The sequence below is a fragment of the Vibrio sp. 10N.261.52.C2 genome (assembly GCF_041471425.1).
Classification (GTDB): domain Bacteria; phylum Pseudomonadota; class Gammaproteobacteria; order Enterobacterales; family Vibrionaceae; genus Vibrio; species Vibrio crassostreae_C.
Genome location: NZ_JBFROH010000020.1, coordinates 13,482 through 36,805, shown reverse-complemented (window position 1 = coordinate 36,805; position 23,324 = coordinate 13,482). Strand labels below are relative to the sequence as shown.

Genomic DNA, 23,324 nt, shown 5'->3' with positions numbered 1-23,324 from the left:
ACAAAAGCTCGGCTTGGAAGAAAGCAAAACACAGGCCCAATAAACAAAAACGGTGACACTTGGTCACCGTTTTTCGTTCTTTCGCGTTAGCAAATAGAGCTGCTTATTTACCTAACGCTTCTTTGTAGTGCAGACGGCAAACAGAAACGTATTTGTCGTTACCGCCAATAGCCACTTGGTCGCCCTCAGCAATCGCCACACCGTGCTCGTCGGTACGAATTACCATGTTCGCTTTACGGCCACAGTGACAAATTGTTTTAAGCTCAACAAGTTTATCTGCCCAAGACAGTAAGTAACGGCTACCCTCAAACAGTTCACCCAGGAAATCGGTACGTAGGCCGTAACAAAGTACAGGGATGTGCAGCTTATCAACCACTTCTGTTAATTGGTACACCTGCTCCTTCGATAAAAATTGGCACTCATCGATCAAAACACAATGACGCTTTTCTTCCTCATTGAGCTTTTTGATCGCATCAAACATGTTGGTGTCATTTTTAAACAGCTGAGCTTCAGATTGCAGACCAATTCGTGAGCTCACTTTACCGATACCATAGCGATCGTCCAAAGCTGCCGTAAAGATCACTGGCGTCATGCCACGTTCTTGGTAGTTGAATGAAGATTGAAGAAGCGTTGTTGATTTACCCGCATTCATTGCCGAGTAATAAAAATACATCTGAGCCACAGAAATATTCCTGTTAATTAAAAGTTGAACATAGAAAAGGTGAAAATAGAGAATTCGTGCTAGAAAAAAGGGCTGAAAATCAGCCCTTTTTATAAGATTTACTTACGACGCCAAGTCGTGCCTTCTGGGCCATCTTCCAGAACAATACCCAACTCGTTTAGCTTATCACGTGCAAGGTCGGCATTTGCCCAATCCTTTGAAGCACGAGAGTCGTTACGCAGTTTGATCAACGCTTCGATTTCAGCCACTTCGTCGTCGTTACCTGCCGCATCACCTTGTAGGAAGGCTTCTGGCTCTTGGTGAAGAATACCGATGATGTCTGCTAGTTCACGCATCAATGCACCCAGTCCGCTTGCTTTTTCAATGCTTTCAGGCTTGATACGGTTGATTTCACGAGCCATTTCAAACAGTACTGAATAAGCTTCAGGTGTGTTGAAATCATCGTTCATCGCTGTAGAGAATCGAGTCACGTACTCTTCGCCACCGGCAGGAGCGGCTGTAAGGTCTAGGCCACGAAGTGACGTGTATAGACGCTCTAGTGATGCGCGAGCTTGGTTTAGGTTATCTTCGCTGTAGTTTAGCTGGCTACGGTAGTGACCAGACATTAGGAAGTAACGTACCGTTTCAGCATCGTAATGTGCTAGCACGTCACGGATAGTGAAGAAGTTACCTAGTGACTTAGACATCTTCTCTTTGTCTACCATCACCATACCACTGTGCATCCAAGTATTTACATACTGAGTGCCGTGCGCGCAGCAAGACTGTGCGATTTCGTTTTCGTGGTGAGGGAACTGCAGATCTGAACCACCACCGTGGATATCGAAGTGGTTACCAAGAATAGACGAGTTCATTGCTGAACATTCGATGTGCCAACCTGGACGACCCGGGCCCCATGGCGATTCCCATGTAGGTTCACCTGGCTTAGACATCTTCCAAAGAACGAAGTCTAGTGGGCTGCGTTTTGCAGATTCAACATCAACGCGAGCACCCGCTTGAAGCTGATCAAGGTCTTGCTTTGAAAGCTTACCGTATTCGTCGAATTTCTTTACTTCAAACATCACGTCGCCGTTGCTTGCAACGTATGCGAAACCACGTTCAATCAGCTTTTCAACAAGCTCGATGATTTCAGTGATGTATTCTGTCGCACGAGGCTCAACATCTGGACGCTTCATGTTCAATGCATCAAAGTCAGCGTGCATCTCACCGATTAAACGCTCAGTCAGAGAGTCACAAGACTCACCGTTTTCGTTAGCGCGCTTGATGATTTTGTCATCGATATCTGTGATGTTACGAACGAAATTCAAATCGTAACCAAGGTAACGAAGGTAACGAGTTACTACGTCGAAAGAAACGAACGTACGACCATGACCAATATGACAGAGATCGTATATGGTTACCCCACAGACATACATGCCGACTTTGCCAGCTGTAATTGGTTTGAATTCCTCTTTCTGTCTTGTGAGCGTGTTATATATCTTCAGCATGATCTCTATCTATTTTATGGATTAATCAAAATAAGCTCGCAGTATAACAAGTCATACCTTAATAGGTAATCCCTAAAAGCAGGAATTACCTCAAACATCCGAGTTAAGTTAATGATTTGGTGATTTGAAAGTCTGCCAACATGCGCTAGAATTCGAACTTCATATTAAAAAGACAGTAAGGTAACAATCATGATCATCCTTCACACAAATTTTGGTGATATCAAAGTTCAACTTAACGAAGAAAAAGCACCAGAAACAAGCGCAAACTTTCTACAGTATTGCCGTGACGGTTTCTACGACAACACACTATTCCACCGTGTTATCGATGGTTTCATGATTCAAGGCGGCGGCATGACTTCTGGCCTTAAAGAAAAGGCAACTCGTGCAACGATCAAGAACGAAGCAAACAACGGTCTAGCGAACAAAGTTGGTACGCTAGCAATGGCTCGTACTATGGAACCGCATTCAGCCAGCTCTCAGTTCTTCATCAACGTTAACGACAACTCTTTCCTAAACTTCCGTAGCGAAAGCCTAGACGGTTGGGGCTACTGTGTATTCGCAGAAGTTGTTGAAGGCATGGACATCGTAAACAAGATTAAAGGTGTTAGCACTGGTTCTATGGGTATGCACCAAGATGTACCTCTAGAAGAAGTGATCATCACTGGTACTACAATCGAAGCTTAATTCATCGCTTTCGGTTAGTATTGATGAGCCGATAAAATCAGGATATAGGGAGCGAATCGCTCCCTTTTTTTAGACCTATGAAAACATATTTTATATCAGATCTGCACCTTTCTCCGTCACGAGAAGACATCACAGACTGCTTCTTAACCTTTATGAAGAAAGAAGCCGTAGAAGCGGATGCACTTTACGTATTAGGTGACCTTTTCGAATTCTGGATTGGTGACGATGATAAGAGTGAATTCGCGACTTCTATCCGCCAAGCGTTTATCGACTTAGTGAAAACAGGCGTGCCTTGTTACTTTACTCAAGGGAACCGCGACTTCTTAGTCGGCAAAAAATTTGCTAAGCAAACGGGCGTACAACTTCTCGACGAAGTTTCTACGATCGATATCTACGGGCAAAAAGCGGTAGTATTGCATGGAGACACTCTATGTACTGAAGATGTAAAGTACCTCGCCTTTCGCGAAAAAGTGCATCAGCCATGGTTACAATGGGTCTTCAACCGAATTCCATTTTTCATCAAGAAGAAAATTGTTTCAAAGGTTCAATCAGATATCAAAGATGACAAGCAGACCAAGTCTCTCGACATCATGGATGTGACACAGCAAGAAGTCGAAGATGTGATGGAACGAAACAATGTCGATCTGATGATCCACGGCCATACTCACCGCCCAGACATCCATACATTTAATGCTAACAATTGCACTAAAACCCGTATCGTACTTGGCGATTGGTATACGCAAGGCTCAGTGCTGGTGTTCACGCCGCAAAGTTTTGAACTACAGAATCGAGCGTTTAGCAATAGCTTTTAACATAACGCTTAAACTTTCACTTTGATTATTATTGTCGGTCAGACTTTCTTAGAAAGTGTATGGTAATTTCTAGTGAATTAGCTATTATCTCTCTACCAGAAATAAACCGAACACAGTACCAAGTTGAAATATTCATACGTAGCGCGTCAACCAATACTCGACACAGGCAAGAAAACCATAGGTTACGAGTTGCTATTCAGGGATGGTCCTAAGAACACTTTCCCTGAAGTAGAGCCGGAGCTCGCTACTAGCCGTTTGCTTTCCGATCACTTCTTATCGACCCACTATAATACGTTGGGTGATAAGCTTGGGTTCGTGAACTTCCCATATGCAAGCCTAATCAACTTAGTCCCTACTCTGTTCCCTAAAGAAAGCCTCGTTGTTGAGGTTCTTGAAGACTGCGAACCAACAGACGAATTACTTGAAGCAATCAAAACCATCTTTGACGCGGGTTATACCATTGCGCTAGACGACTTTGTGCCAAGTAAAGCTTGGAAGCGCTTCTTACCCTACGTTTCAATTATCAAGTTCGATATCCGTTTGACGCCAATTGCCAAAGCAGCGATGTTTATGAACTCTCTCAAAGGGCTAGATATCAAGTTCCTTGCTGAGAAAGTAGAAACGTACGAAGAATACCAAGAAGCGAAAAAAGCAGGCTTCACCTACTTTCAAGGTTATTTCTTTAGCAAGCCAGAGATGATCCAAACGCGTGCGCTCAACCCGGCATTCCTGACGACCGTTCAGCTGTTAAAAGAGATTGCGCACGACCCTATCGACTTTGGTGAAGTAGAGCGTTTGATTACGCTCGATGTGACCATGTCGTATAAGCTACTTACCTACGTAAACTCCGCTGGCGGTTCACCAACAACGATTCGTTCATTCCGCCAAGCGCTTATTTACCTTGGTGAACAAAAGCTGCGTAAGTTCGTTTCACTTGTGGCGATCGCATCAGCGAAAGAAGACAAGCCGGACTCACTCTACGGTTTAGCGGTATTACGCGCGCGTCAATGTGAGCTCTTAGTCGAGAAGATGAATGTGAAGGTTGAGCCAGGACAAGCCTTTTTGACCGGTATGTTCTCGCTACTGGATTCACTGTTTGACCAACCGTTGAAGCAAGTACTGGACTCAGTGCCAATCGACGATGAGATTAAACAGGCCCTTATCCAACGTAAAGGCGTGTTAGGTGCTGTATTGGCGATGGTGGTTGCGTATGAGCAAGCTCGTTGGGAAGAAGCGACTCGTATTCGCCAGCTTCTCAAACTGAGTGAAGCTCAACTTGGTCAAGCTTATGACGAAGCGACGACTTGGGCTCAAGAGCTATTGTCTCCAGCCTTGAAATAGTAAACTTCGCGCTAACACTTTGATAATTTCAATAACTTCAACAGAAACTAAACTTTGGTGAGCGATCGTTTCTTGGTAAACTCCCACGCATTCACTTATGGCCTCTTAATAGAGGCCATTTTTACAGGATCTGACTATGTCTTTATGCCCATGCGGTAGCAAAAATACTTACCAACAGTGCTGTGAATCAGCGCACCTTCACCACAGTGCTGTTGAAACGCCTGAACAGTTGATGCGCTCTCGTTATTCAGCGCACGTGTTGGGTTTAGTTGACTATGTTGTTGCGACTTACCACCCTAGCTGCAACGCAGAAGCGCAAAGAGAAGGTATTGCCGAATCTATCAACAGTGATTGGGCAGGACTAGAAGTCATCGATACTGCGGTAGGCTCGCACCAAGACGAAGGCTTTGTTGAGTTTAAAGCTTACTTCAATGAAGAAGGCGCACAATACTGCATGCAAGAACGCTCTCGCTTTATACGTGAAGACGGTCTTTGGTACTACATTGATGGTACCTTCCCAGAGCAGGAACAAACTACACAACCAGAAATTGACCCACGCTTAAATCAAACCGTTGAGAGCTTTAAAATCGGCCGTAATGATCCGTGTATTTGTGGCAGTGGTAAGAAATACAAGAAGTGCTGCGGGTAACTCGTTCGACTAAGAAGTCAGATTAAGAGAAGAGATTCCTGATGTCGCTTAGGCTCCTCGGAATGACGCAAAGTCAGAGGTTAGAAAAGTGACGTAGGGCTTAGAAATCTTGAAATCTTGAAATCTTGAAATCTTGAAATCTTGAAAATTAAAAAACTAAAAAGCCCCGTAAACATGTTTGTTTGCGGGGCTTTTGTCTGTCTTTTACGCGGTTCGATAAATCTAAAGAGAGCTTACTTATGACGCTCTTTCAGCTTGTTTACCACATCATCCATCGATAAGCCTTGGTCTTGAAGAAGAACCATTAGGTGGTAAATCAAATCTGCTGATTCACACACTAACTCCGCCTTATCGCCCGACGTCGCCGCAAGCGCGACTTCAACGCCTTCTTCGCCCACTTTTTGCGAAATACGCTTGGTGCCACGGGCATATAGACTGGCAGTATAAGAAGATTCAGGATCGGCGTCCTTGCGGGCAGCCAATAGCTGCTCAAGCTGATGAAGCCACACCATCTGAGACTCTTCTTGCTTGTCTCCATCCCAACACGTTGTTGTACCTGTGTGGCACGTTGGACCAATGGGATTAACTTTAACCAGTAAGGTGTCGCTGTCACAGTCCAAGGCGATGTTTTGCAGTTGCAATACATTGCCCGACGTTTCACCTTTCGTCCAAAGACGCTCTTTTGTGCGAGAGAAAAACGTCACATTGCCAGTTTCACCCGTTTTCTCAAGTGCGGCTGGGTTCATGTATCCCATCATTAGCACTTGGCTTGACTGGTAATCTTGAACAATCGCTGGCACTAAGCCATCTACTTTTTCCCAGTTAATACGCTCTGACAATGCGCCTACTTCTGTTTTTGATAAGCTTACGGGTTCAAAACTCATAGTCGCACCTCTACATCTTGTTGTTTTAAATACTGTTTAAGTTCACCAATATTGATGACTTGTTTGTGGAATACCGAAGCCGCAAGTGCTCCATCCACGTTGGTCTTTTTATAAGCTTCAGCAAAGTGCTCCATTGCACCAGCGCCACCAGAGGCAATCAATGGCACATTACACACTTCACGCACCATGTTTAACTGATCGATATCATAGCCGTTACGAACGCCATCTTGGTTCATCATGTTTAACACAATCTCACCTGCGCCACGCTTCTGTACTTCCTGCACCCAATCTTTGGTTTCCCATTTGGTTGCTTTAGTACGCGCTTCATCGCCTGTAAATTGGTAAACCTGATATTTACCGGTTTCTTTGTCGAAGTATGAATCGATACCGACAACGATACACTGAACGCCAAACTTATCAGCAAGGTCAGTAATCAGCTGTGGATTAGCCAATGCCGGTGAGTTGATTGACACTTTATCCGCACCAAACTCAAGAATGCGTGCTGCATCTTCCGCAGACTTAATACCACCAGCCACACAGAAAGGAATATCAATCACTTCTGCTACACGTTTCACCCAGCTTTTATCGACCACACGGCCATCACTTGATGCGGTGATGTCATAAAATACTAATTCATCAGCGCCCTCTTCTGCGTAGCGTTGTGCTAGCGGAACGATGTCACCAATAATTTCGTGATTACGGAATTGAACTCCCTTAACCACTTGTCCATCACGGACATCCAAACAAGGGATTATTCTCTTAGCCAACATACCAACACACCTCTTTTAATGTGTTGATTTTAAATCCTTTTATGTAATTCAAAAGATCCACCTATTTTTAGTAGCATCCGTTTGGCATCACTATTTAATGTCAGTATTAATAGTTTTAGCCTGGTTATGCAACGTTTGATTTTTTATTCATTTGATATATCTGACACTATAACAGTTTGACTTAGTTTTCATAACCTAATTTTTAATGACAAAAAGATCATAGTAGTCAGGAGAACCTGCCATTAATAAATACACATCTCGGTGAGACACTTAACGGTCAATTTTTCCAAGAACTTTTGAGAGCGAGCAACCTGTAACTTTAGATTAAAAGGCCTACTCACCGCCTAGTTGGTTAGACTGCGAGCGAAGCTGGGCACAAACTGAAGTATTGTTTGTGGGATAACCTGAACAGTTCGATACTTAGATATTGTAAAAGAAAGGCGGTTAAATACCGCCTTTTTCGCCTTAAGCTATTCTTCTACCTGAGCAGCAAAGCTATCATAAGAGTCAGCCTTGATAAACTCAGCAGGATTAACTAAAGGTTGCTGATCCTTATCTTTAGATAATGCTTCGAAATGAGCTTTACCACAGTCGATTTTCGCTCTTTCAGCTTCTCTCAAGTCATCTGAGAACATACTAGATTTAGTTTCAACAACAAAATAGAGTTGCTCACCAACACCATCATCTTTGTCAATGAGGATCGCCCAATCGGGATTATAGCTACCTAATGGAGTATCAATTTTGAACCAATCTGGTAATTTTGCGTATAGTTTCACGTCATCATTACCTTCAAGTCGTTTTGCAAATAGAAACTCTGTTTCTGAATCGAAAACGATGTGATCATAAACTGACTTACCTACAACAACCATATTGTTATGTTTGACAAAATCCTTTACGTCATCTTTCGGTATATTCACGCCTAAACTAGCGTATTTATCCTGTAGATAACCTTTGATGTCCTCTTCTTGGAACAGCTTTTGAGCATAAAACTCATCATCACCGATACGGTGGTAGGTAATACCTTTTACAATTGCTAAACGCATTTGTTTGCGGATTGCCTCACCTGCAAGTTCAATGAACCGTTGTGGGTTATTCTTGAATGCTTCAAGCTTGTCCCCTAAACCAAGTAAGATTCGAACCACTGTCTTACGAGTTAGGTTTGTGTGTGACTCAAGGTAAGTCACCACATCAGGCAATTGGAAGTTTCTATTTCGGTAATACTGAATTTTTGATTTTTCATCGTAAGTTTCAAGCTCTGCTTCTGTGACTGCTACTTTGACTTTTTTATACTCAAACTTAGCACTTGCTACTGCAACAGACGCTTTAATTTCATCTATACACTTATCGACTAACTCACCCACACTGAAATTCACACGGTAAGTCGTTTTGTATTTAATACGATTCCACAGTGCTTTGAAATCATCACCTAGAACAACCTGTTTACCATTATCTTCACGAAGCTGTGAAGTTTTTCTACCATCGGCTTTCTTGACACTCAAGCCTCTTGAAACCTTGTTAATCGTTGCAAGAATAGCATCAGAGTGCGCTTTAACACTGTCTGGTAAACTAACGGTATTAGTCGCTAAGTCTGATTTCAGTGAGTCCTGAATTTTGCCTTTCTTATCAATATAACCTTTATCTGATAGATGCTTGTATATCTGTTCAGATCTTTCAGCACCAAGGTATTCTTTAGGCTCATTCTCACCAGATATAACGATATTCGAAAATTGGTGTTTCTCGATTGAACCGAACTTGATACCTTCCTCTTCTTCGATCTCTTTTTGAAGAGCTGCAACAAACTGTTCATATGATTCATTCGCCATAACGGTAAGCGTATTAACCTCAAAGCCATAAGGAACACGTTTGCCAGATTGATCAACAGCTAGACGTAAGCCACGACCAATCTCTTGACGTTTTTTCATTACAGAACTTGTTTCGTTGAGCGTACAGATCTGGAATACGTTAGGGTTATCCCAACCCTCTTTCAATGCAGAGTGAGAGAAAATGAAACGAAGCTTTTCATCCATTGATAAAAGCTTTTCTTTATCTTTCATAATCAGGTTATATGCAGATTCATCAGCAGCAGTTTTACCACCTTCACCTTTTGCTGATAGTTTAGATTCTGCAAATTGAGGATTACCAGAAGCATCTTTCTTCTTGTCTTGAGCAAAGTAGCCATTATGAACAGATCTTGCCAATTCCTTGAGAGCAAGCTCATTAAGCATTGGCTTACCTTGGTCGTCTTCGTCCCAAATAGCAGGGTAAAGCACTCGATATTTTTTCTTCCCTGCAAGTTTGATAAATTCTTCTTCAAACCATTGAGCGAACTTGCCCTGTACAGGAACACCATCACTAGAGTAACCACGGTAATTTGCTACTTTGTCGATAAAGAACAAACTTAGGACTTTAATACCTTTTTGACTTAGGACTTTAGAATGATCTAACTTACCCACACCGTTAGTTACTAAGCTATGGAATTTCAATTCCTTTTCAAAATGCTCTTCAATTGTTTTGGCAATTTGTAGACGCTTATAAATATCTTCATCAACTTTACCAATGGCTTGACCTAGCTCTATTTCACCGTCACGACTTGTAAAGTCAATGTACTCATAACCTTCTTCACAGTGAATATCATTGATTACATAACCTTCATAAACGGAACGTCCACCAGACACTTCAAACAAGTCTGTCCCACTCTTGACTGTTACAGTCTTACGGGGTTGCAGTTTGCCTGTTTTACTCTGAGCATCAATCTCAACCTTTGCTGTGATAGGTGATTTTTTATTATCAACACTAATCAGCTTAATATACGCTTGGTTGTGGTTGTCTTGAACGTCCAGTGAAGCAACTTCAATTTGTTTAACAAGTTTTCGAGCATAAGCATCAATCGAGTCAAGTTTGTAGAGCAGATTATGCTTCTCAGTCAATGTTGCTGAGTAACGGAAAGTACATAATGGCTTTAAGTTTGCGATTGCTTTCTTACGGTTGGCTGTAGATGCAACTGACTGAGGCTCATCAATAAGAACAACTGGATTAGTCTGTTGAATAAACTCAATAGGCTTCATACCGTTCAGTCGATCATCAGTACGGTGAATTAGGTTAGCTTTCGTCTCTTTCTCAGGATCGGTGAAAGACTTACTGAAAGCATCAATGTTGATAACCATTATTTGTATATAATCATTCGTAGCAAAGTTTCTGACTTGCTCACGCTTCGATGAATCATAGACAAAGTAATCATACTGAACGTTCTTGTATTCTTTTCTGAAATGCTCTTCTGTCATTTGAAGGGATTTATAAACACCTTCTTTGATTGCGACAGACGGTACAACGATGATGAACTTAGTGAGTCCATATCGTTGATTTAGCTCAAAAGCACTTCTCAGGTATACGTAAGTTTTACCAGTACCTGTTTCCATCTCAATAGTAAAATCGAGACTAGGAAGCTTGCCACTTGGCGTTTCAGTCTGAGGTAAGCCATTGACTAGCTGAACGTTACGTGTATTCTCATACAGCTCTTCATCAAGAAGTTTGATCGCATTACCTACACCAATACCATCATTTTTCTCAAACATATCTGCTTGTACAGAATTAGATACTGAGAAATTGGATTGGAACGTTTCTTGCCCTTCAAATACACCAACAACTGCATTGATTGCTTCATTCTGATGAACTAAATCAGGGTTAAAATGTATCTTCATTTTAGACATAATTTACCCTTAAATGCTCTTAACATCTTCAATATCAGCTTGTTTCAAGATCTGGAAAGCATTGGTCTTAACTCGATCATCTGCAAAGCCCTCATCTTTGAACACTACCTGAATAGCATCATCTTCAGGGTCATAGTCTTCTTTAAGCTTAACAATCCCTTCTACTGTTTCTGTAGTAATGTCATCATCTAGACAAACGAACAATGCACCTGCACCGACAACAAAAACAGTCTTTCCATTAACGATTTCTGTTTCAACAGGTGTAGTAAGGTCATATCCATATTTTAGGAAAATCTCATACAACACATCTTCGCTTGAACGATCTGCCTTAATCGATTTTTCAGCTTGTTGAAGAACAAGTTCTAGGTTTTCGAAATCAGCATCCCAAGGGCGAATATTGGTTTCATCAAGTTTAAACACTTTAAAACCACTATCTGTTGTTCTTTCACTCGAATCAAGATACAAAGAAAGACGTTTCTTAGTAATATCTGAAATAACTTTAAAACCAGCTTTATATGCCTCTGACTCGATAATTGTACCTTTTGAGTTAACAGAATGGGTTGGTTCAGGAAGCTGAACTAAAATAAACCTAACATTTCGTTGATCTGACAAAACTGCTTGTCCCGTTGTACCTGAACCAGCAAAGAAATCTAGAACTATATCACCATCATTTCTAGCCCAAAGCTCAATCATTTTTTGAATAAGAGGAACAGGTTTAGGACTGTCAAAATAGTCGCCTCCTAACAATTTTTTCAATTGCTGAGTTGCTGTAGATGTGTATAAGTTTTCATCCCACCAAGTTGTCACTGTCTTCCTACTGGATTCATAATCCTGTTTGTATCTTTTTTGCTGTAATCCATTACCGACTTTAACAACTCGACCTTCTTCATATAGTTTTGTCATCTTTTCTTTTGAGAAGCGGAAGTATCCCTCTACTCCCATAAACTCATAGTAAGGATTCCCTTTTGCAGCTCCACCTGGTCCATCCACAGGTGCATATTTATAAAAGCCTTTTTCATCTTGCAGATTAAAACCTTCTAAGTCAGGTTCAATTCCAAATTGATGCCTAACTTCGTGAATCACACTTTTGTTCTTTGCATAAAGTAAAATATGGTTATGATTCGATGAAATGATTTTGTCATTTGATACAGAAGCCCTTGCTTTATGGGCAATATCTGCAATGAAGTTGTCTTCCCCAAAAATTTCATCACAAATTTTAATCAAATTTGAAACTTCATTATCATCTAAAGAAATGAATATTACACCATCGTCTTTCAAAAGGTTTCGGGCTAACTTTAGTCGTGGATACATCATATTCAACCAGTCAGAATGGTAGCGACCTGATGTCTCGGAATTGGTACTAATTTTATGTCCTGAAGAATCAACTTGACCTGAAACTTCAAGATAGTTTTTTATGTTATCGTGGAAATTATCTTTATATACAAAGTCTTTACCCGTGTTGTATGGCGGGTCGATATAGATCATTTTAACTTTTTTGTGGTAAGACTTTTGAAGTAGCTTCAATACCTCAAGGTTGTCACCCTCAATGAACAAGTTCTCGGTCGTATCCCAATTGACACTTTCATCTTTACAAGGGCGAAGCGTACCTGTAGATGGCGTTTGAGCGATTTGTCGAGCTTTAGTTTTACCATTCCAAGTAAAGTTGTAGCGTTCTTCTGAATCGTCAACCTCTTCACCTAGCACTGCTCTTAGTGCTTCAAAGTCGATTTTGCCCTCAGAAAACACATCAGGGAAAAGCTGTTTTAGTTGTTCGATGTTTTGGTTAGTAATGTCTAAGCTTTTTGCTTCTGGACTACTGCCCGTGATTTTTTCCATTTCGCTCATTATGATAATTACCTATTTACAGTCGGGGATGATGCTAATCTGCTCTTCCACCTGAAATTTTCTTCAATCTTATGCGAATCAGCTCTTCTTATGCCAACTGAGAAGTGATTGCTGAAATCGCTTGTTTAACTTTTCTTGCTTGTACGTTAAGGCGCATTTTCTCATTCATTTGCACCTCTTTCTTTAATTTGTTTCTAATATTGGTCAATTCAGCCTCAAGAGAAGCTAACTCTTTCAAGAGATGAGATTTTTCTTCATTACTCATCTCATTAAACGTTTCGTGTGAAATGGAATCATCAGAGTGATCTACATTTTCCTCTTGTGGTGCACCAAAATCACTTTTTGCTACGTTGCTGTTTCGGCTGCTTTTGGTTGAATATGAGCCTGAAATGTAACTCGCCTCTAATGCGAGTAACATTGAGATGAAATCCTGATACAGCTCGTAATAGTTAACACTTGATACATTTTTGAGCGTAAAGTCGTTCAAGAACTCTTTTTCATTGCGCTTCAAGCTGACAACTGAAAACCATTGGCTATTGTAGTAATGTTCAATAACCAGTTTTGAACTATCAGACTGATTGATTCGCTTATCCGCTAGACTGATCGCTAACTGTCCATCTAGCTCAATCATTAATATAACGGGATAAGGGATTAAGGTATGAAATAGCTTCGCCGTGTTCTTTAACTTACCAAGATTTGAATCATCAGCTTTTAAAGTGACTTTGAGTACCGCTACTTCGGTGTACTCAACCATTTCAGTAACATACGTAGGAATGTTCAACGTCTCACGCTTAAGCGTGTTAACCCACTCTACTGATTGAACAACTTCATTGACCAACTTTTTGTCACTTGATGATAAATCGTTGTTCTCTAGGATCATCTTTTTGGTGATTCGAGTACCAAGATACGTTGAATCAGGCAAAGCTAAATGTTCATATACAACGTCAAACAGGTCTTCGCTGTTTGCATCAATTGAGTCAAAATCAATAACATTACTCATTGGTACGCCTCTACAGAATGACCATATAACTAACTACTTCAAAATCATTCACGTTTTGAGAGCTAGAAGCGGATAAAACAGTACCGCCACGGCTAAATAGACTCGTTGCACCAATTTCTTCACTCTTTCCTGCAATGTTCTCTACCGCTTTGCTAAGAAGATTCTGGTAATGGTTCATCTTCATTCCCTTTTGAGTTCTCTTCTCAAACACCTGATATGCTTGAGAAGAATGTTCAATATCTTTGAACTCAGAGCCTAGTTTCTTGCATAGATCGAGTATCTGTTTTGACTGACTGAATGAAAGTAACACTTCCTCTTCGTCAGATACATAAACAAGGTAATAAGGCGCAAGTGAATAGCTCTCTTCTACCTGTACTTTGCCTTTAATGTCTTTCAAGCAGAAAATTACCCCTGATTGAATTTCGTCTTTCAAACCTGAAAATTGACTTGATTCTGATTCAAATGAATCTTTACTGATAATGACAGGGGAAAACAAACCGTAAGGTGTTTGTTCTAAGGTTTCAGTATTACTTTTTGACTTGTCACCTTCCATTTTTTGAGAAAGAAAGCTTGATAAGTCCATTCTGAAATCATTCAGTGTCAGATCGGTTATAGAAACCCCACCTGAAATTTCTTCAAGATCCACAACAGCATTTTGCAGTTGTTCAAGCTGTTTTCTTCGGTACTCTAAATCGTTCATTCCTTTGTTGACTTTCGGATCTTGCTCTATGACGTTTTCTTCACCCGTAGCTGAAATATCGAGCAGTACCATACGCCCACTTACTCTTGCTTCAAGGTTGATATATTCGTCTAGCTCCATATTGGGCCAGAAGTTAACAAGTTGAATGGTATCGTTGGTTGAACCTAAACGGTCTATTCGTCCGAATCGTTGAATGATACGAACGGGATTCCAGTGAATATCGTAGTTAATAAGATAATCACAATCCTGTAGGTTTTGACCTTCTGAGATACAGTCAGTAGCAATAAGAATGTCTACTTCTTCTTTAAAATCAGGATAGACCTTATCTCGCTCTTTAGAGCGTGGGGAGAAATGAGTCAGCAAACTGTTCAGGTCAGTTTTGAACTTCTTACCATCAGTACCACGTAATGTCGTATCCGTTCGTTGCCCTGTAATTAGAGCTGAATGCAGCCCCAATTGCTTTGAAGCCCAATCAGACAAATTCTTGTATAGATATTCTGCTGTATCAGCGAAAGCCGTAAAGATAATCACTTTCTTGTTATTACCATTAAACGGGTTTTGGCACTTATCAAGATAAGCCTGTTTTAGCATATCTAGCTTCGCATCTCGTACTGCGTCAATGCTTTTCGAAACTCTAACAATTTCTTGGAGAAAAACTCTGTCTGCTTCGAGGTCTTGAGCAAACCTCACTAGGTCTAAGTCTTGAATCCTTACTTTTGTTTTGTTGCCAATTAGGTAAGGTGCAAGCTCTGGTGATTCAAACTCAAGATCATCAATCTCTTCAATCGGTGGCGCAACAAACTCTTCTGTTAGATCACTTGTCAAAGTTGGTTTGATATTGGCGTTAAAGTTATGAATTTTTGATAGTAATCCTTCAACTTGAGCCAAAACCTTTTCTGACGTAAGAGCAAACGAGTGAATAGAACTTTCCATTCGTTTAAGTAAGTTAATACGAATAAGATGGATTAGACTCTCTTCACGATCCACTTGCTTGAATACACTCTTACCGCCCTTAACTTCTTGGTCATAGCGTCTAGCGTATTCGGCTTTCTTATCCATTCGCACGTATTTCATTGGTGAGTAAAACGCCAGTGAAAGCCTACGAATGGTCTTGTTCACTTCTTCCAATGGTGGAAACTGATCTTGTAGGTCGATTGATGATTTTAAGTTAATTGGTAAGAGTCGTGTCGGGAACTTACCAATATCTTCTGTACCATAATACTTCTCGATATGCTTACGAGAACGAGCTATTGTATAAATATCCAGTAGTTTAAAATAATCGAAGTTCATCGAGTCCAAAAGGTCTTTAGAAGTTCGTACATCTGGATCTTGTTCAGCCCAACGAGAAAAGCGTGATTGAGCTTGTCTTAACGTACTTTCGATGCTGTTAATACCGTGATCGATTAACGCTTGGTCATTCGCTTCTGTAATGAATGCGACTTGGTTTTTCATATCGTTCAAACGGTTATTCACGGGCGTAGCAGAAAGCATCAATACCTTCGTTTTAACCCCTGCTTGAATAATATCTTCTAGTAGACGTTGGTAGCGGTTACGTCCATCTTTCTTTGGATTGTTGTTACGAAAGTTGTGTGACTCATCGATCACAACGAGGTCATAGTTGCCCCAATTGATAGTCTCTAGATTGATATCACCTGAAAATCCGCTGTTTCGGCTCATATCAGTGTGATTCAACACATCGTAGTTGAAACGATCATTTGCTAATAAATTACGCTTATCGTTCTGAGTGTAGATAAGCCAGTTATCACGTAGCTTTTTAGGACAAAGTACAAGAACCTTGTCATTACGAAGTTCGTAGTATTTGATGACAGCTAGAGCTTCAAACGTCTTACCTAAACCAACACTATCAGCAATGATACAGCCGTTAAAATGCTCTAGCTTGTCGATTGCACCAAGTACACCATCACGTTGAAACTTATACAGTTTGTTCCAAACGATTGTGTCTTTAAAACCCGTTTTGGTTTTTAAGATACTCTCTTCTTGTAGATCGCCTACAAAGTCTTTAAAAATATTATATAACGTGATGAAGTAGATGAACTGAGGTGTATTGTCTGCGGTAAGCTTTGAAAGTTCAGATTTTAATTGCTCTTTAGCATCAACTACTTGTCCTTTGCTGCTCCAAACACGGTTAAAGAATCCAAGTAGCTCTTTCGCTTGGTCAGAGTTAGCAAGGCTTATCATATCAAAGCCATTTGTCTCAGTTAGACCAATTCCTTGACCATTGAACTGAGCACCATTTATCGCTATTGAGTCCGAAGCTGACGAAACGTGTGTGATGTGTTGGTGAACTGCACCTGCTTGTTGCACCAATCGAACCGAAGCTTTCTCTTCCAACCAAAGAGAAAATTCCTTCGCAATCGCTTTTTGATTTAACTGGTTTCTAAACTTGTTTTCTAACTCTGTGCCATTGAGTGAGCCGAATGGTGACGCTACATCTAGCGAATCAAAGCCTTTTGCTTGCGAGAAGATGATTCGAGCTGAATCGACTTTGCTCAAAGACTCTTTCAAATGGTCAAAAGCATAGATAGAGAAAAGCCCTGTCAATACAGAGAGCTTATCATTCAGTTGAATCGTATCAGATAGCGTATCAGAAACTTTCGTTGTTACATTATCAATGAGCATAGTGATTAGATTTTCTCCGTAACTAGACCAGCAGCTTTCAGGCGAGTCGTTAGATTTCTCATCTTGCTAAACTCTGTTGCGTAACTTGGTTTCAGACCTAGCTCTTCACAAAACTCTCTTGCAGTAATATTGCCAAGCTCATCGGCATATTTAATAGATTGTAAGTGAAGCTCAACCATGTACTGGTTTCTCGGAGCGCAATCTAATGCTTGCTTAATTTGCTCTTTGATTTCTTTTTTCACTGACACTAACCCTCAAGAAATGATTACTAGCTATATTAGCTAATCTAGCTAGTAACTCAATCGCCTATTGAAAAAATGATTCAAAAATGCAACCGTATGCATTTTAGGGTTGTGTAACAGTAGAAAATGATAAAGCTATAAAATGGTTAACGTTTGGTGTGTTGATGAAGGGATTGGGTAAGTCGGAAGGCAGCAACTTGTAATTATACACAGTATCTCGAACCTAACTAACTTAGTTAGATTCGAGCAAGTAAGATTACGCATAGCATTCATTATCTTATTAGCGAGTTAGCGGAACGACGATTGCTAATTCAGGAAATAACTTATTTAGCTTCTTTGCAGATTGAACAGATAGGTTAGCTTGAAAGCTTATTTTATGACTATCGAAACTACGAACTTGAAGTGCAGCACTATAATCGCCCTGATCAAGACGATCAAACAATGTAAATAGATAAAGCTCCGCAAGCTCAGCTGTAAACTCAATTTGAATAGGACCAGAAACGATTTCGAAAATGCCATTATCGCGTTTAAATATATCGAACGCTTGGCCGCAACTTTGAATCTCTACACCAGTTATATCGTTCATTGTGAGACTCCTGAGTTCAACTTGAGTTGATTATCTAACTTCAACCACTCATTTTCAGCAGTCAGCCACGCCATTCTCTGCATCAAATCAATTGGAAACTGATGGTCTGAAGTACGATTCATCATCTCTTCTTGATAAGTATGGCAAGCATGTGGATGTGCCGTTTCGTTGTCAAAATAGCGGTAAATAGCTTCTGCTCGTTCAAGGCCCTTCAGGCCTCTTGATGCGGCTCTAGCTGCACGAATGTGCTTGTTATAATAAGTGTCTATGGTTTTCACAATTTACTTCCTCTATAGATAATTAATTAATTTCATAACATCTCCCCGTTTAAATATTTGATAGCGACCACGTTCTTCTACACAGCGCAATCAATGTCTGACGGTAGCCTCCCCCGAGACCAAGCTGAGCAGACACACGCCAACTCATAACATCCACTTTATCACAAAACCAGAAAAAGTCAATAAAAACCCTTATATTTCAATAATATACCAATTTCATCCTCTATATAGTTAAGCTTAATGAGTCGTGATATCCAGTAAGATTTGTGATTTCGAAAGTGGTCAAAGACGCAATTAATCTAACGTAGGCAATTAAATACTTGCGGTTGTCACTAAACCTACATTTGATAGCTTGTTCAGTCACACCCACTCCCTAAGCCTATTCCCATAATGCACATAAATAGAAAATGGCCACCCCACCCATTTTCTTTTGGCCGCCGCAAGCGGCGAAGGCTAACCCAGTTAGCTTATGGGAAAAAGTGCTTTTTGTTTAATAATACCCATTTGATTTTTCCCATCCCTTATCTATATAATATTTTGTATATTATTGATTTTAAAGGTTTTTATTTGATCAAAAAACTTTTAAGCGTTATAATATCTGTACATTCACAAGCTTTATCGATAGATAGAGTGAAATGAAACGACAATAAAATGAAATTAATTACTAGAAGAGAACACTTAAAAGGCGAGAACACTCAATACACAACAAGCCTTTCAGATGACATCGAACTGCTACTATCAAATGGTATAAGGCCGCAAGATATACTGATTTCGACAGACAGAAAGTATGCTTATTGCGACGCTCATACAGCTGTAACTCACAAAACCAAACTGCTCTTAAACGGTCAGACCGTAGATACGAAGCACAATAAAAGTGCGTTTGAACGGTCACTTTTTTTCTATTCTGTCGCAAGCAACAAAATTCAAGAAGAAGATGCGCTGTATCGCTGCAAGTCGCTCGTATTGGACAGTTACCCTCTAAAACTGAGCTTAAGTGACATTGGCAACCTTATCGAATCTTCCTCGGTTGATCCGAAACAAAAGGAAGTGCTGTTTAATCAGATAAAACAGTATATTAGAGAACAAGAGCACAAAATCAAACAGCATCATAGTTTTGTATCGCACCCAGAAATCATCGTGGATGAAAGATCTCTCGATAAAGTCGACGATCTAAACGCCACCGGGTACATTAACTTTCTGGCGACAGGAACTGGTTCTGGAAAGACCATAAAAATGCGTCAAGAGTTTGAGCGCTGTGAGTCAGACAAACTTCACGCAATGTGGATGAATGGCTCGCGAGCATTGACAGAAGCTTTCTGCGGAGCAGACAGCCAGCATTATAACAAGCAGTGGAATCAAGACACATACACGGGCGTTTATGGGGTTGCTCTTACCCTTCTACTGAACAGTCGTTACGATAATCAACGCAATAAAACTAAAGCAGTATTCATCGACGAAATTGAACACGTTTTCGACCTACTCACGTCTAATCTAGTTGGCACCGGAAGCGCAGAAGATCGAAGCCTTGCAGTAAGCAACATGAAACAACTCATCTCTAATACCGACTTTACTGTTGTTGCAGATGCGTTTCCTAGCAAGCACACAATCGAATCACTGGTCGACATTGCAAGAGCATCAAATAAAAAGGTGCGCATATTTACTTCTTGTCCTAAAGCGACAAAACCACGAATTAATGTAATTCATGAGGCTGACAATATCCAACGATGCAAATCCGCACTGTTAAGTGGTGATAAACGCTTTGTTTTCTGTGACGCTAAACACTCCAGTGGTCCTTCGAAATTCAATGCAATTTACAAGGCGATCTGCGATGACATATCAGTTGAACAGTGGTCATCTGTTAAAATTGACGCTGAGTTTGCTGGTGCTAGCAGTGTATCTGAGTTAGCGGAACCGAACTCTCTGGCTGAAAAGTACAATATGATGTTCGTCAACTCGACAGTCTTGAATGGATTGAGTATCACACATGCTGGCTATCAAAATGCGAGTTTACTTCTAAACTACACCAACTCACCAACTGATGTGTGTCAAGTTAAACACCGAGCTAGAAACGTTAAAACAGTAGATCTCTCATTCCCTCCTCATTACCAGAAGCAATCTGCTACGACAAATACAACAGAAGTTCTCTATGACCTAGTGTCAAAGTGCTTAAAATCTGACACCCAAGAATTTACGAAAGAACGATTCGACAAAGCGCTACAGAGTGAAGAGTTGATTTGGATTGCGAATAGGTTAGCTTTCAAAAATGAAGCAAGACAACACTACGCATTTAGCCTGCTTACAATGCTTAAACAGCAGGGTCATGAGCTAGATATCAAAATCACAAAGTCACCTAACTCTAATCAGCTAAAACGGTACATTAACCAGGAACACAGTGAATTTATTACCACAATTGTTAAAGCAGCTCCTATTCTAGCGGATGAAGTCGATTCACTAAAAAACGCTCTGCACTTGTCAAGGACTGACGAAGCTAGATTGATTGCTCATAAGCTAAAGAGCGCACTCAATCGCACTACATTGGATTTTGAAACAGTGAACCAATGTATCAAACTAAAACTTCTCACCTTGATCGAAAAGTATTCATTAGCATTCAGCGTCAAGCAACCAAAAACGTTACATGACGCCATTCAAGCAAAAATTTATCAAGATGTACTTACACTGTCCTTAGAAAACAACGCATTTTGTAGCTTGGATACCGCTACAAAAATTCTAGATTATCGTAGTGATGGAGAAGTCATAGTCAGAGGTCAGAGATTCCGTGTCATTGACCACTTTGACCAACTTCTTTATATGCCAAGCAAACGTCCAAACATTGCGACAACAAGGAAGTTCTTACTTAGCAACTTTGGCATCGAGCTAAATGATAAAATTACAAAGCGGACAACTTCACCCAAAGATCGCGTGTGGAAAAAGGCTGAACTCACAGGGCTATTAAATATCTCCCTAACCAATCTAGAGATCAGAAAATATCTAGATGAGTTAACCAACAAGCCTTTCGATAAATAAAAGATCAATGTGAATATTTTATTTATTAATACGCATGTTTATTCAAAAAAAGATTCAACGATGCAGTAATTATTGTTATAATATAAACATAATAACAATAAATTAGATGGTGCAAGGCCAGCAATATTTTAATACACAAAATACCTTTTGTATGTATTAAAACCCTAATGCTCAAACCAAGACTGGTTCTGCGCCATTTAAAACACAATAAAGGCAATTCTATCATGACATTTAATAAAGGTGGCAGACCAAAATTACCTGTAGAAAACAAAAGAACAGAAAAAATACAAATATCATTAACTAAAGATGAAATGAGCTTTATCATCAAACATGCTAACTTAGCTCATCAAAAACAAATAGCAACATTTCTACGTTTAATGATGATTTCATTTATAAAGAGTGGTAAGTTCACTTATCAAGTGCAGAATGAAGCATCATTTAGGTATTTGCAAGTATTTAGAAATGCATTTAATAACCTAAATCAATCAACAAAAAATATTAATAGTGCTCGTGACAATGGTATTCTTTCTAGAAGAGATTTATATCTTCACGCTGAGGTATTACGTCGAGTGACTAAAAAGATAACTGAACTACAAGAAGAAGCTCGCTGTCTCGAAGAATACAGTGCAGTATTTTACCCTGAGTACCATCAAGGTGAAATGGATGACGCACAATCCTAAAGAACTAAGAGCTGACTTTCTCCCTACTCTGCTCTATATCTTGAGAGGTGATCGTCATGCTCATAATGTTAATCTCGAAAACGTCGAACCCATAGCATGCAACACTGGACTGTTACCATCAATTAAAGATGGACGCTATGAAACTGGCGAAACTTCTGATGCATTCGTGCGTAGTCACGCTATGCACTCAGGTAAAGGTGAAAAGCTCTATAAGCACTTTGTCATTAGCCTTGCTCCGAACGAGAGCCTAGACGCGATACAATGGCAAGAAGTATGCGAGAAGTACATGAGTAAATTAGGGTATAACAACAGCCACTGGTTTGCATGCCTACACAAAGAAGAAAATAAATGTGAGCATGTCCACATACTAGCAAGCAGAGTGAGGTTTGAACCCGGTGGACCACTTGTTTCAACGCATAACGACTACGAAAAGGGTTGGTCTGTGATGCGCCACTTCGAGAAAAAATTCAAGCTCACGCAGCTTGATAATCCAAATGATTGCTTCGGTGTAAACTATACAAAACAACAAATCAAAGTAGCAGGTAATCGCACTCAAGCGATGGCTGCTGACCCCGCTCAAAAAATCCGCACAACAATAAAGATGCTTTATAACCTACATGGCAAACCACGGACTATTACAGAGTTCGTGGGAATGCTTGCATCAAAAAATATTTATATTCGCCCTTCTTTAACTAACTCTGGTGAAATTAAAGGCCTATCCTATTCTCTTGATGAAGAAACTTGGCTTTCGGGTACACGTATAAAAAAAACTCAGTTAACGTTTCAAGCATTACAAAGAAATGGCGTTTCTTATCAACCAGATCGTGATGATTACGCTCTAGGATTAAAGAATGACATTCCAAACTATGTTCAATATCGCGTTAAGATCAGTGATACCGAGCTTAAAAATATTAAGCGAACAAAAGCCCCATTTTTTGTTAGGAGGCATAAAAATAGCGCATATATTGACCTAAGCATATCCACAAACAAAAAACAACGGCAAATGGCTATCGCTATTGCCAATATGAAATTATTGATTGAAATTTTGTTAGGAATTGATAAAGAGTCGGTTGAGTTTAAGCAATACTTGGAAGAACTAGCATTATATAATTATCAAAAAAACTTACTACATTATACTGATCAACAGTATATATTAAACTCATGCCTGAATATTTCAGAAATAAAATTTGACTTAGATAATGTAACCAAAAGATGGCGTAACAACAAAACAAGTGATGATTTAATTAAAACAAACTTAAGCGACCTAGAATACGAATACGTAACAAAATAAATAATTAAACCCTAGGCTCCCCATA

18 protein-coding genes are annotated in these 23,324 nt (G+C 40.0%); 7 read left to right on the top strand and 11 right to left on the bottom strand.

All coding sequences use genetic code 11. The features are described 5' to 3' along the window. Window positions 1-103 precede the first annotated feature (103 nt). Together AB4307_RS08690 and cysS are read right to left on the bottom strand one after the other, a co-directional pair. Window positions 104-682, bottom strand: coding sequence for a thymidine kinase (locus tag AB4307_RS08690; RefSeq protein WP_017060277.1), 579 nt, complete (start codon window positions 680-682; stop codon window positions 104-106). 98 nt (window positions 683-780) lie between these two features. Then, complete coding sequence (gene cysS, locus AB4307_RS08685; protein WP_017060276.1) at window positions 781-2,166, bottom strand: cysteine--tRNA ligase; 1,386 nt, start codon at window positions 2,164-2,166, stop codon at window positions 781-783. A gap of 189 nt (window positions 2,167-2,355) precedes the next feature. Here cysS and AB4307_RS08680 point away from each other — a divergent pair, with 189 nt between their 5' ends. The 4 genes from AB4307_RS08680 (at window position 2,356) to AB4307_RS08665 (ending at window position 5,652) form a co-directional block, all read left to right on the top strand. Further along, window positions 2,356-2,850 (top strand): peptidylprolyl isomerase, encoded by a 495-nt coding sequence (locus tag AB4307_RS08680; protein ID WP_017060275.1) that lies wholly within the window; start codon window positions 2,356-2,358, stop codon window positions 2,848-2,850. Between the two features lie 77 nt (window positions 2,851-2,927). Next, window positions 2,928-3,662, top strand: a complete 735-nt coding sequence (lpxH, locus tag AB4307_RS08675) for a UDP-2,3-diacylglucosamine diphosphatase (RefSeq protein ID WP_017060274.1) — start codon at window positions 2,928-2,930, stop codon at window positions 3,660-3,662. A 123-nt stretch (window positions 3,663-3,785) separates the two neighbouring features. Further along, window positions 3,786-5,003 carry an EAL and HDOD domain-containing protein gene (locus tag AB4307_RS08670; protein ID WP_372119151.1) on the top strand — a complete coding sequence of 406 codons (1,218 nt, stop codon included), beginning with the start codon at window positions 3,786-3,788 and terminating at the stop codon, window positions 5,001-5,003. A gap of 136 nt (window positions 5,004-5,139) precedes the next feature. Further along, complete coding sequence (locus AB4307_RS08665) at window positions 5,140-5,652, top strand: YchJ family protein (protein ID WP_017060272.1); 513 nt, start codon at window positions 5,140-5,142, stop codon at window positions 5,650-5,652. A 233-nt stretch (window positions 5,653-5,885) separates the two neighbouring features. On the opposite strand, the gene hisIE is transcribed toward AB4307_RS08665, so the two are convergent. The 9 genes from hisIE to AB4307_RS08620 form a co-directional block, all read right to left on the bottom strand. Beyond that, window positions 5,886-6,536: a bifunctional phosphoribosyl-AMP cyclohydrolase/phosphoribosyl-ATP diphosphatase HisIE gene (hisIE, locus tag AB4307_RS08660; protein WP_017060271.1), complete on the bottom strand. Its 651-nt coding sequence runs from the start codon at window positions 6,534-6,536 to the stop codon at window positions 5,886-5,888. Continuing rightward, window positions 6,533-7,306 (bottom strand): imidazole glycerol phosphate synthase subunit HisF, encoded by a 774-nt coding sequence (hisF, locus tag AB4307_RS08655; protein ID WP_017060270.1) that lies wholly within the window; start codon window positions 7,304-7,306, stop codon window positions 6,533-6,535. The genes hisIE and hisF overlap by 4 nt, the downstream gene beginning before the upstream one ends. 470 nt (window positions 7,307-7,776) lie before the next feature. Beyond that, window positions 7,777-11,013, bottom strand: coding sequence for a type III restriction-modification system endonuclease (locus AB4307_RS08650; protein WP_372131647.1), 3,237 nt, complete (start codon window positions 11,011-11,013; stop codon window positions 7,777-7,779). Between the two features lie 9 nt (window positions 11,014-11,022). Then, complete coding sequence (locus tag AB4307_RS08645) at window positions 11,023-12,858, bottom strand: site-specific DNA-methyltransferase (RefSeq protein WP_372131645.1); 1,836 nt, start codon at window positions 12,856-12,858, stop codon at window positions 11,023-11,025. 88 nt (window positions 12,859-12,946) lie between these two features. Next, entirely contained in the window at window positions 12,947-13,858 is a 912-nt protein-coding gene (locus AB4307_RS08640; protein WP_372131643.1) for a DUF4391 domain-containing protein, read from the bottom strand. A gap of 10 nt (window positions 13,859-13,868) precedes the next feature. Continuing rightward, on the bottom strand, window positions 13,869-17,198 hold the full coding sequence (locus tag AB4307_RS08635) for a DEAD/DEAH box helicase family protein (RefSeq protein ID WP_372131641.1): 3,330 nt from the start codon (window positions 17,196-17,198) through the stop codon (window positions 13,869-13,871). A gap of 5 nt (window positions 17,199-17,203) precedes the next feature. After that, window positions 17,204-17,440 carry an HTH-like domain-containing protein gene (locus tag AB4307_RS08630; protein ID WP_372131639.1) on the bottom strand — a complete coding sequence of 79 codons (237 nt, stop codon included), beginning with the start codon at window positions 17,438-17,440 and terminating at the stop codon, window positions 17,204-17,206. A 280-nt stretch (window positions 17,441-17,720) separates the two neighbouring features. Then, the gene (locus AB4307_RS08625) at window positions 17,721-18,026 is read right to left on the bottom strand and encodes a hypothetical protein (RefSeq protein ID WP_372131637.1); all 306 of its coding nucleotides are present in this window, start codon (window positions 18,024-18,026) and stop codon (window positions 17,721-17,723) included. After that, the gene (locus tag AB4307_RS08620) at window positions 18,023-18,304 is read right to left on the bottom strand and encodes a hypothetical protein (protein ID WP_372131635.1); all 282 of its coding nucleotides are present in this window, start codon (window positions 18,302-18,304) and stop codon (window positions 18,023-18,025) included. Before AB4307_RS08620 ends, AB4307_RS08625 begins: the two co-directional genes overlap by 4 nt. A 651-nt stretch (window positions 18,305-18,955) precedes the next feature. Here AB4307_RS08620 and AB4307_RS08615 point away from each other — a divergent pair. The 3 genes from AB4307_RS08615 to AB4307_RS08605 all read left to right on the top strand — a co-directional run bounded on the left by AB4307_RS08615 (window position 18,956) and on the right by AB4307_RS08605 (window position 23,299). Next, entirely contained in the window at window positions 18,956-21,328 is a 2,373-nt protein-coding gene (locus tag AB4307_RS08615; RefSeq protein WP_372131634.1) for a hypothetical protein, read from the top strand. Window positions 21,329-21,552: 224 nt separating this feature from the next. Then, complete coding sequence (locus AB4307_RS08610; protein ID WP_372131632.1) at window positions 21,553-22,008, top strand: hypothetical protein; 456 nt, start codon at window positions 21,553-21,555, stop codon at window positions 22,006-22,008. Next, window positions 21,992-23,299, top strand: coding sequence for a relaxase/mobilization nuclease domain-containing protein (locus AB4307_RS08605; RefSeq protein ID WP_372131630.1), 1,308 nt, complete (start codon window positions 21,992-21,994; stop codon window positions 23,297-23,299). The genes AB4307_RS08610 and AB4307_RS08605 overlap by 17 nt, the downstream gene beginning before the upstream one ends. The last annotated feature ends 25 nt before the right edge of the window (window positions 23,300-23,324 follow it).

Bases quoted from the DNA above. Each gene is read 5' to 3' on its own strand.
- cysS (WP_017060276.1), bottom strand. From the start codon at position 2,166: ATGCTGAAGATATATAACACGCTCACAAGACAGAAAGAGGAATTCAAA.
- AB4307_RS08680 (WP_017060275.1), top strand. From the start codon at position 2,356: ATGATCATCCTTCACACAAATTTTGGTGATATCAAAGTTCAACTTAAC.
- lpxH (WP_017060274.1), top strand. From the start codon at position 2,928: ATGAAAACATATTTTATATCAGATCTGCACCTTTCTCCGTCACGAGAA.
- AB4307_RS08665 (WP_017060272.1), top strand. From the start codon at position 5,140: ATGTCTTTATGCCCATGCGGTAGCAAAAATACTTACCAACAGTGCTGT.
- hisIE (WP_017060271.1), bottom strand. From the start codon at position 6,536: ATGAGTTTTGAACCCGTAAGCTTATCAAAAACAGAAGTAGGCGCATTG.
- hisF (WP_017060270.1), bottom strand. From the start codon at position 7,306: ATGTTGGCTAAGAGAATAATCCCTTGTTTGGATGTCCGTGATGGACAA.
- AB4307_RS08650 (WP_372131647.1), bottom strand. From the start codon at position 11,013: ATGTCTAAAATGAAGATACATTTTAACCCTGATTTAGTTCATCAGAAT.
- AB4307_RS08645 (WP_372131645.1), bottom strand. From the start codon at position 12,858: ATGAGCGAAATGGAAAAAATCACGGGCAGTAGTCCAGAAGCAAAAAGC.
- AB4307_RS08640 (WP_372131643.1), bottom strand. From the start codon at position 13,858: ATGAGTAATGTTATTGATTTTGACTCAATTGATGCAAACAGCGAAGAC.
- AB4307_RS08635 (WP_372131641.1), bottom strand. From the start codon at position 17,198: ATGCTCATTGATAATGTAACAACGAAAGTTTCTGATACGCTATCTGAT.
- AB4307_RS08625 (WP_372131637.1), bottom strand. From the start codon at position 18,026: ATGAACGATATAACTGGTGTAGAGATTCAAAGTTGCGGCCAAGCGTTC.
- AB4307_RS08615 (WP_372131634.1), top strand. From the start codon at position 18,956: ATGAAATTAATTACTAGAAGAGAACACTTAAAAGGCGAGAACACTCAA.
- AB4307_RS08610 (WP_372131632.1), top strand. From the start codon at position 21,553: ATGACATTTAATAAAGGTGGCAGACCAAAATTACCTGTAGAAAACAAA.
- AB4307_RS08605 (WP_372131630.1), top strand. From the start codon at position 21,992: ATGACGCACAATCCTAAAGAACTAAGAGCTGACTTTCTCCCTACTCTG.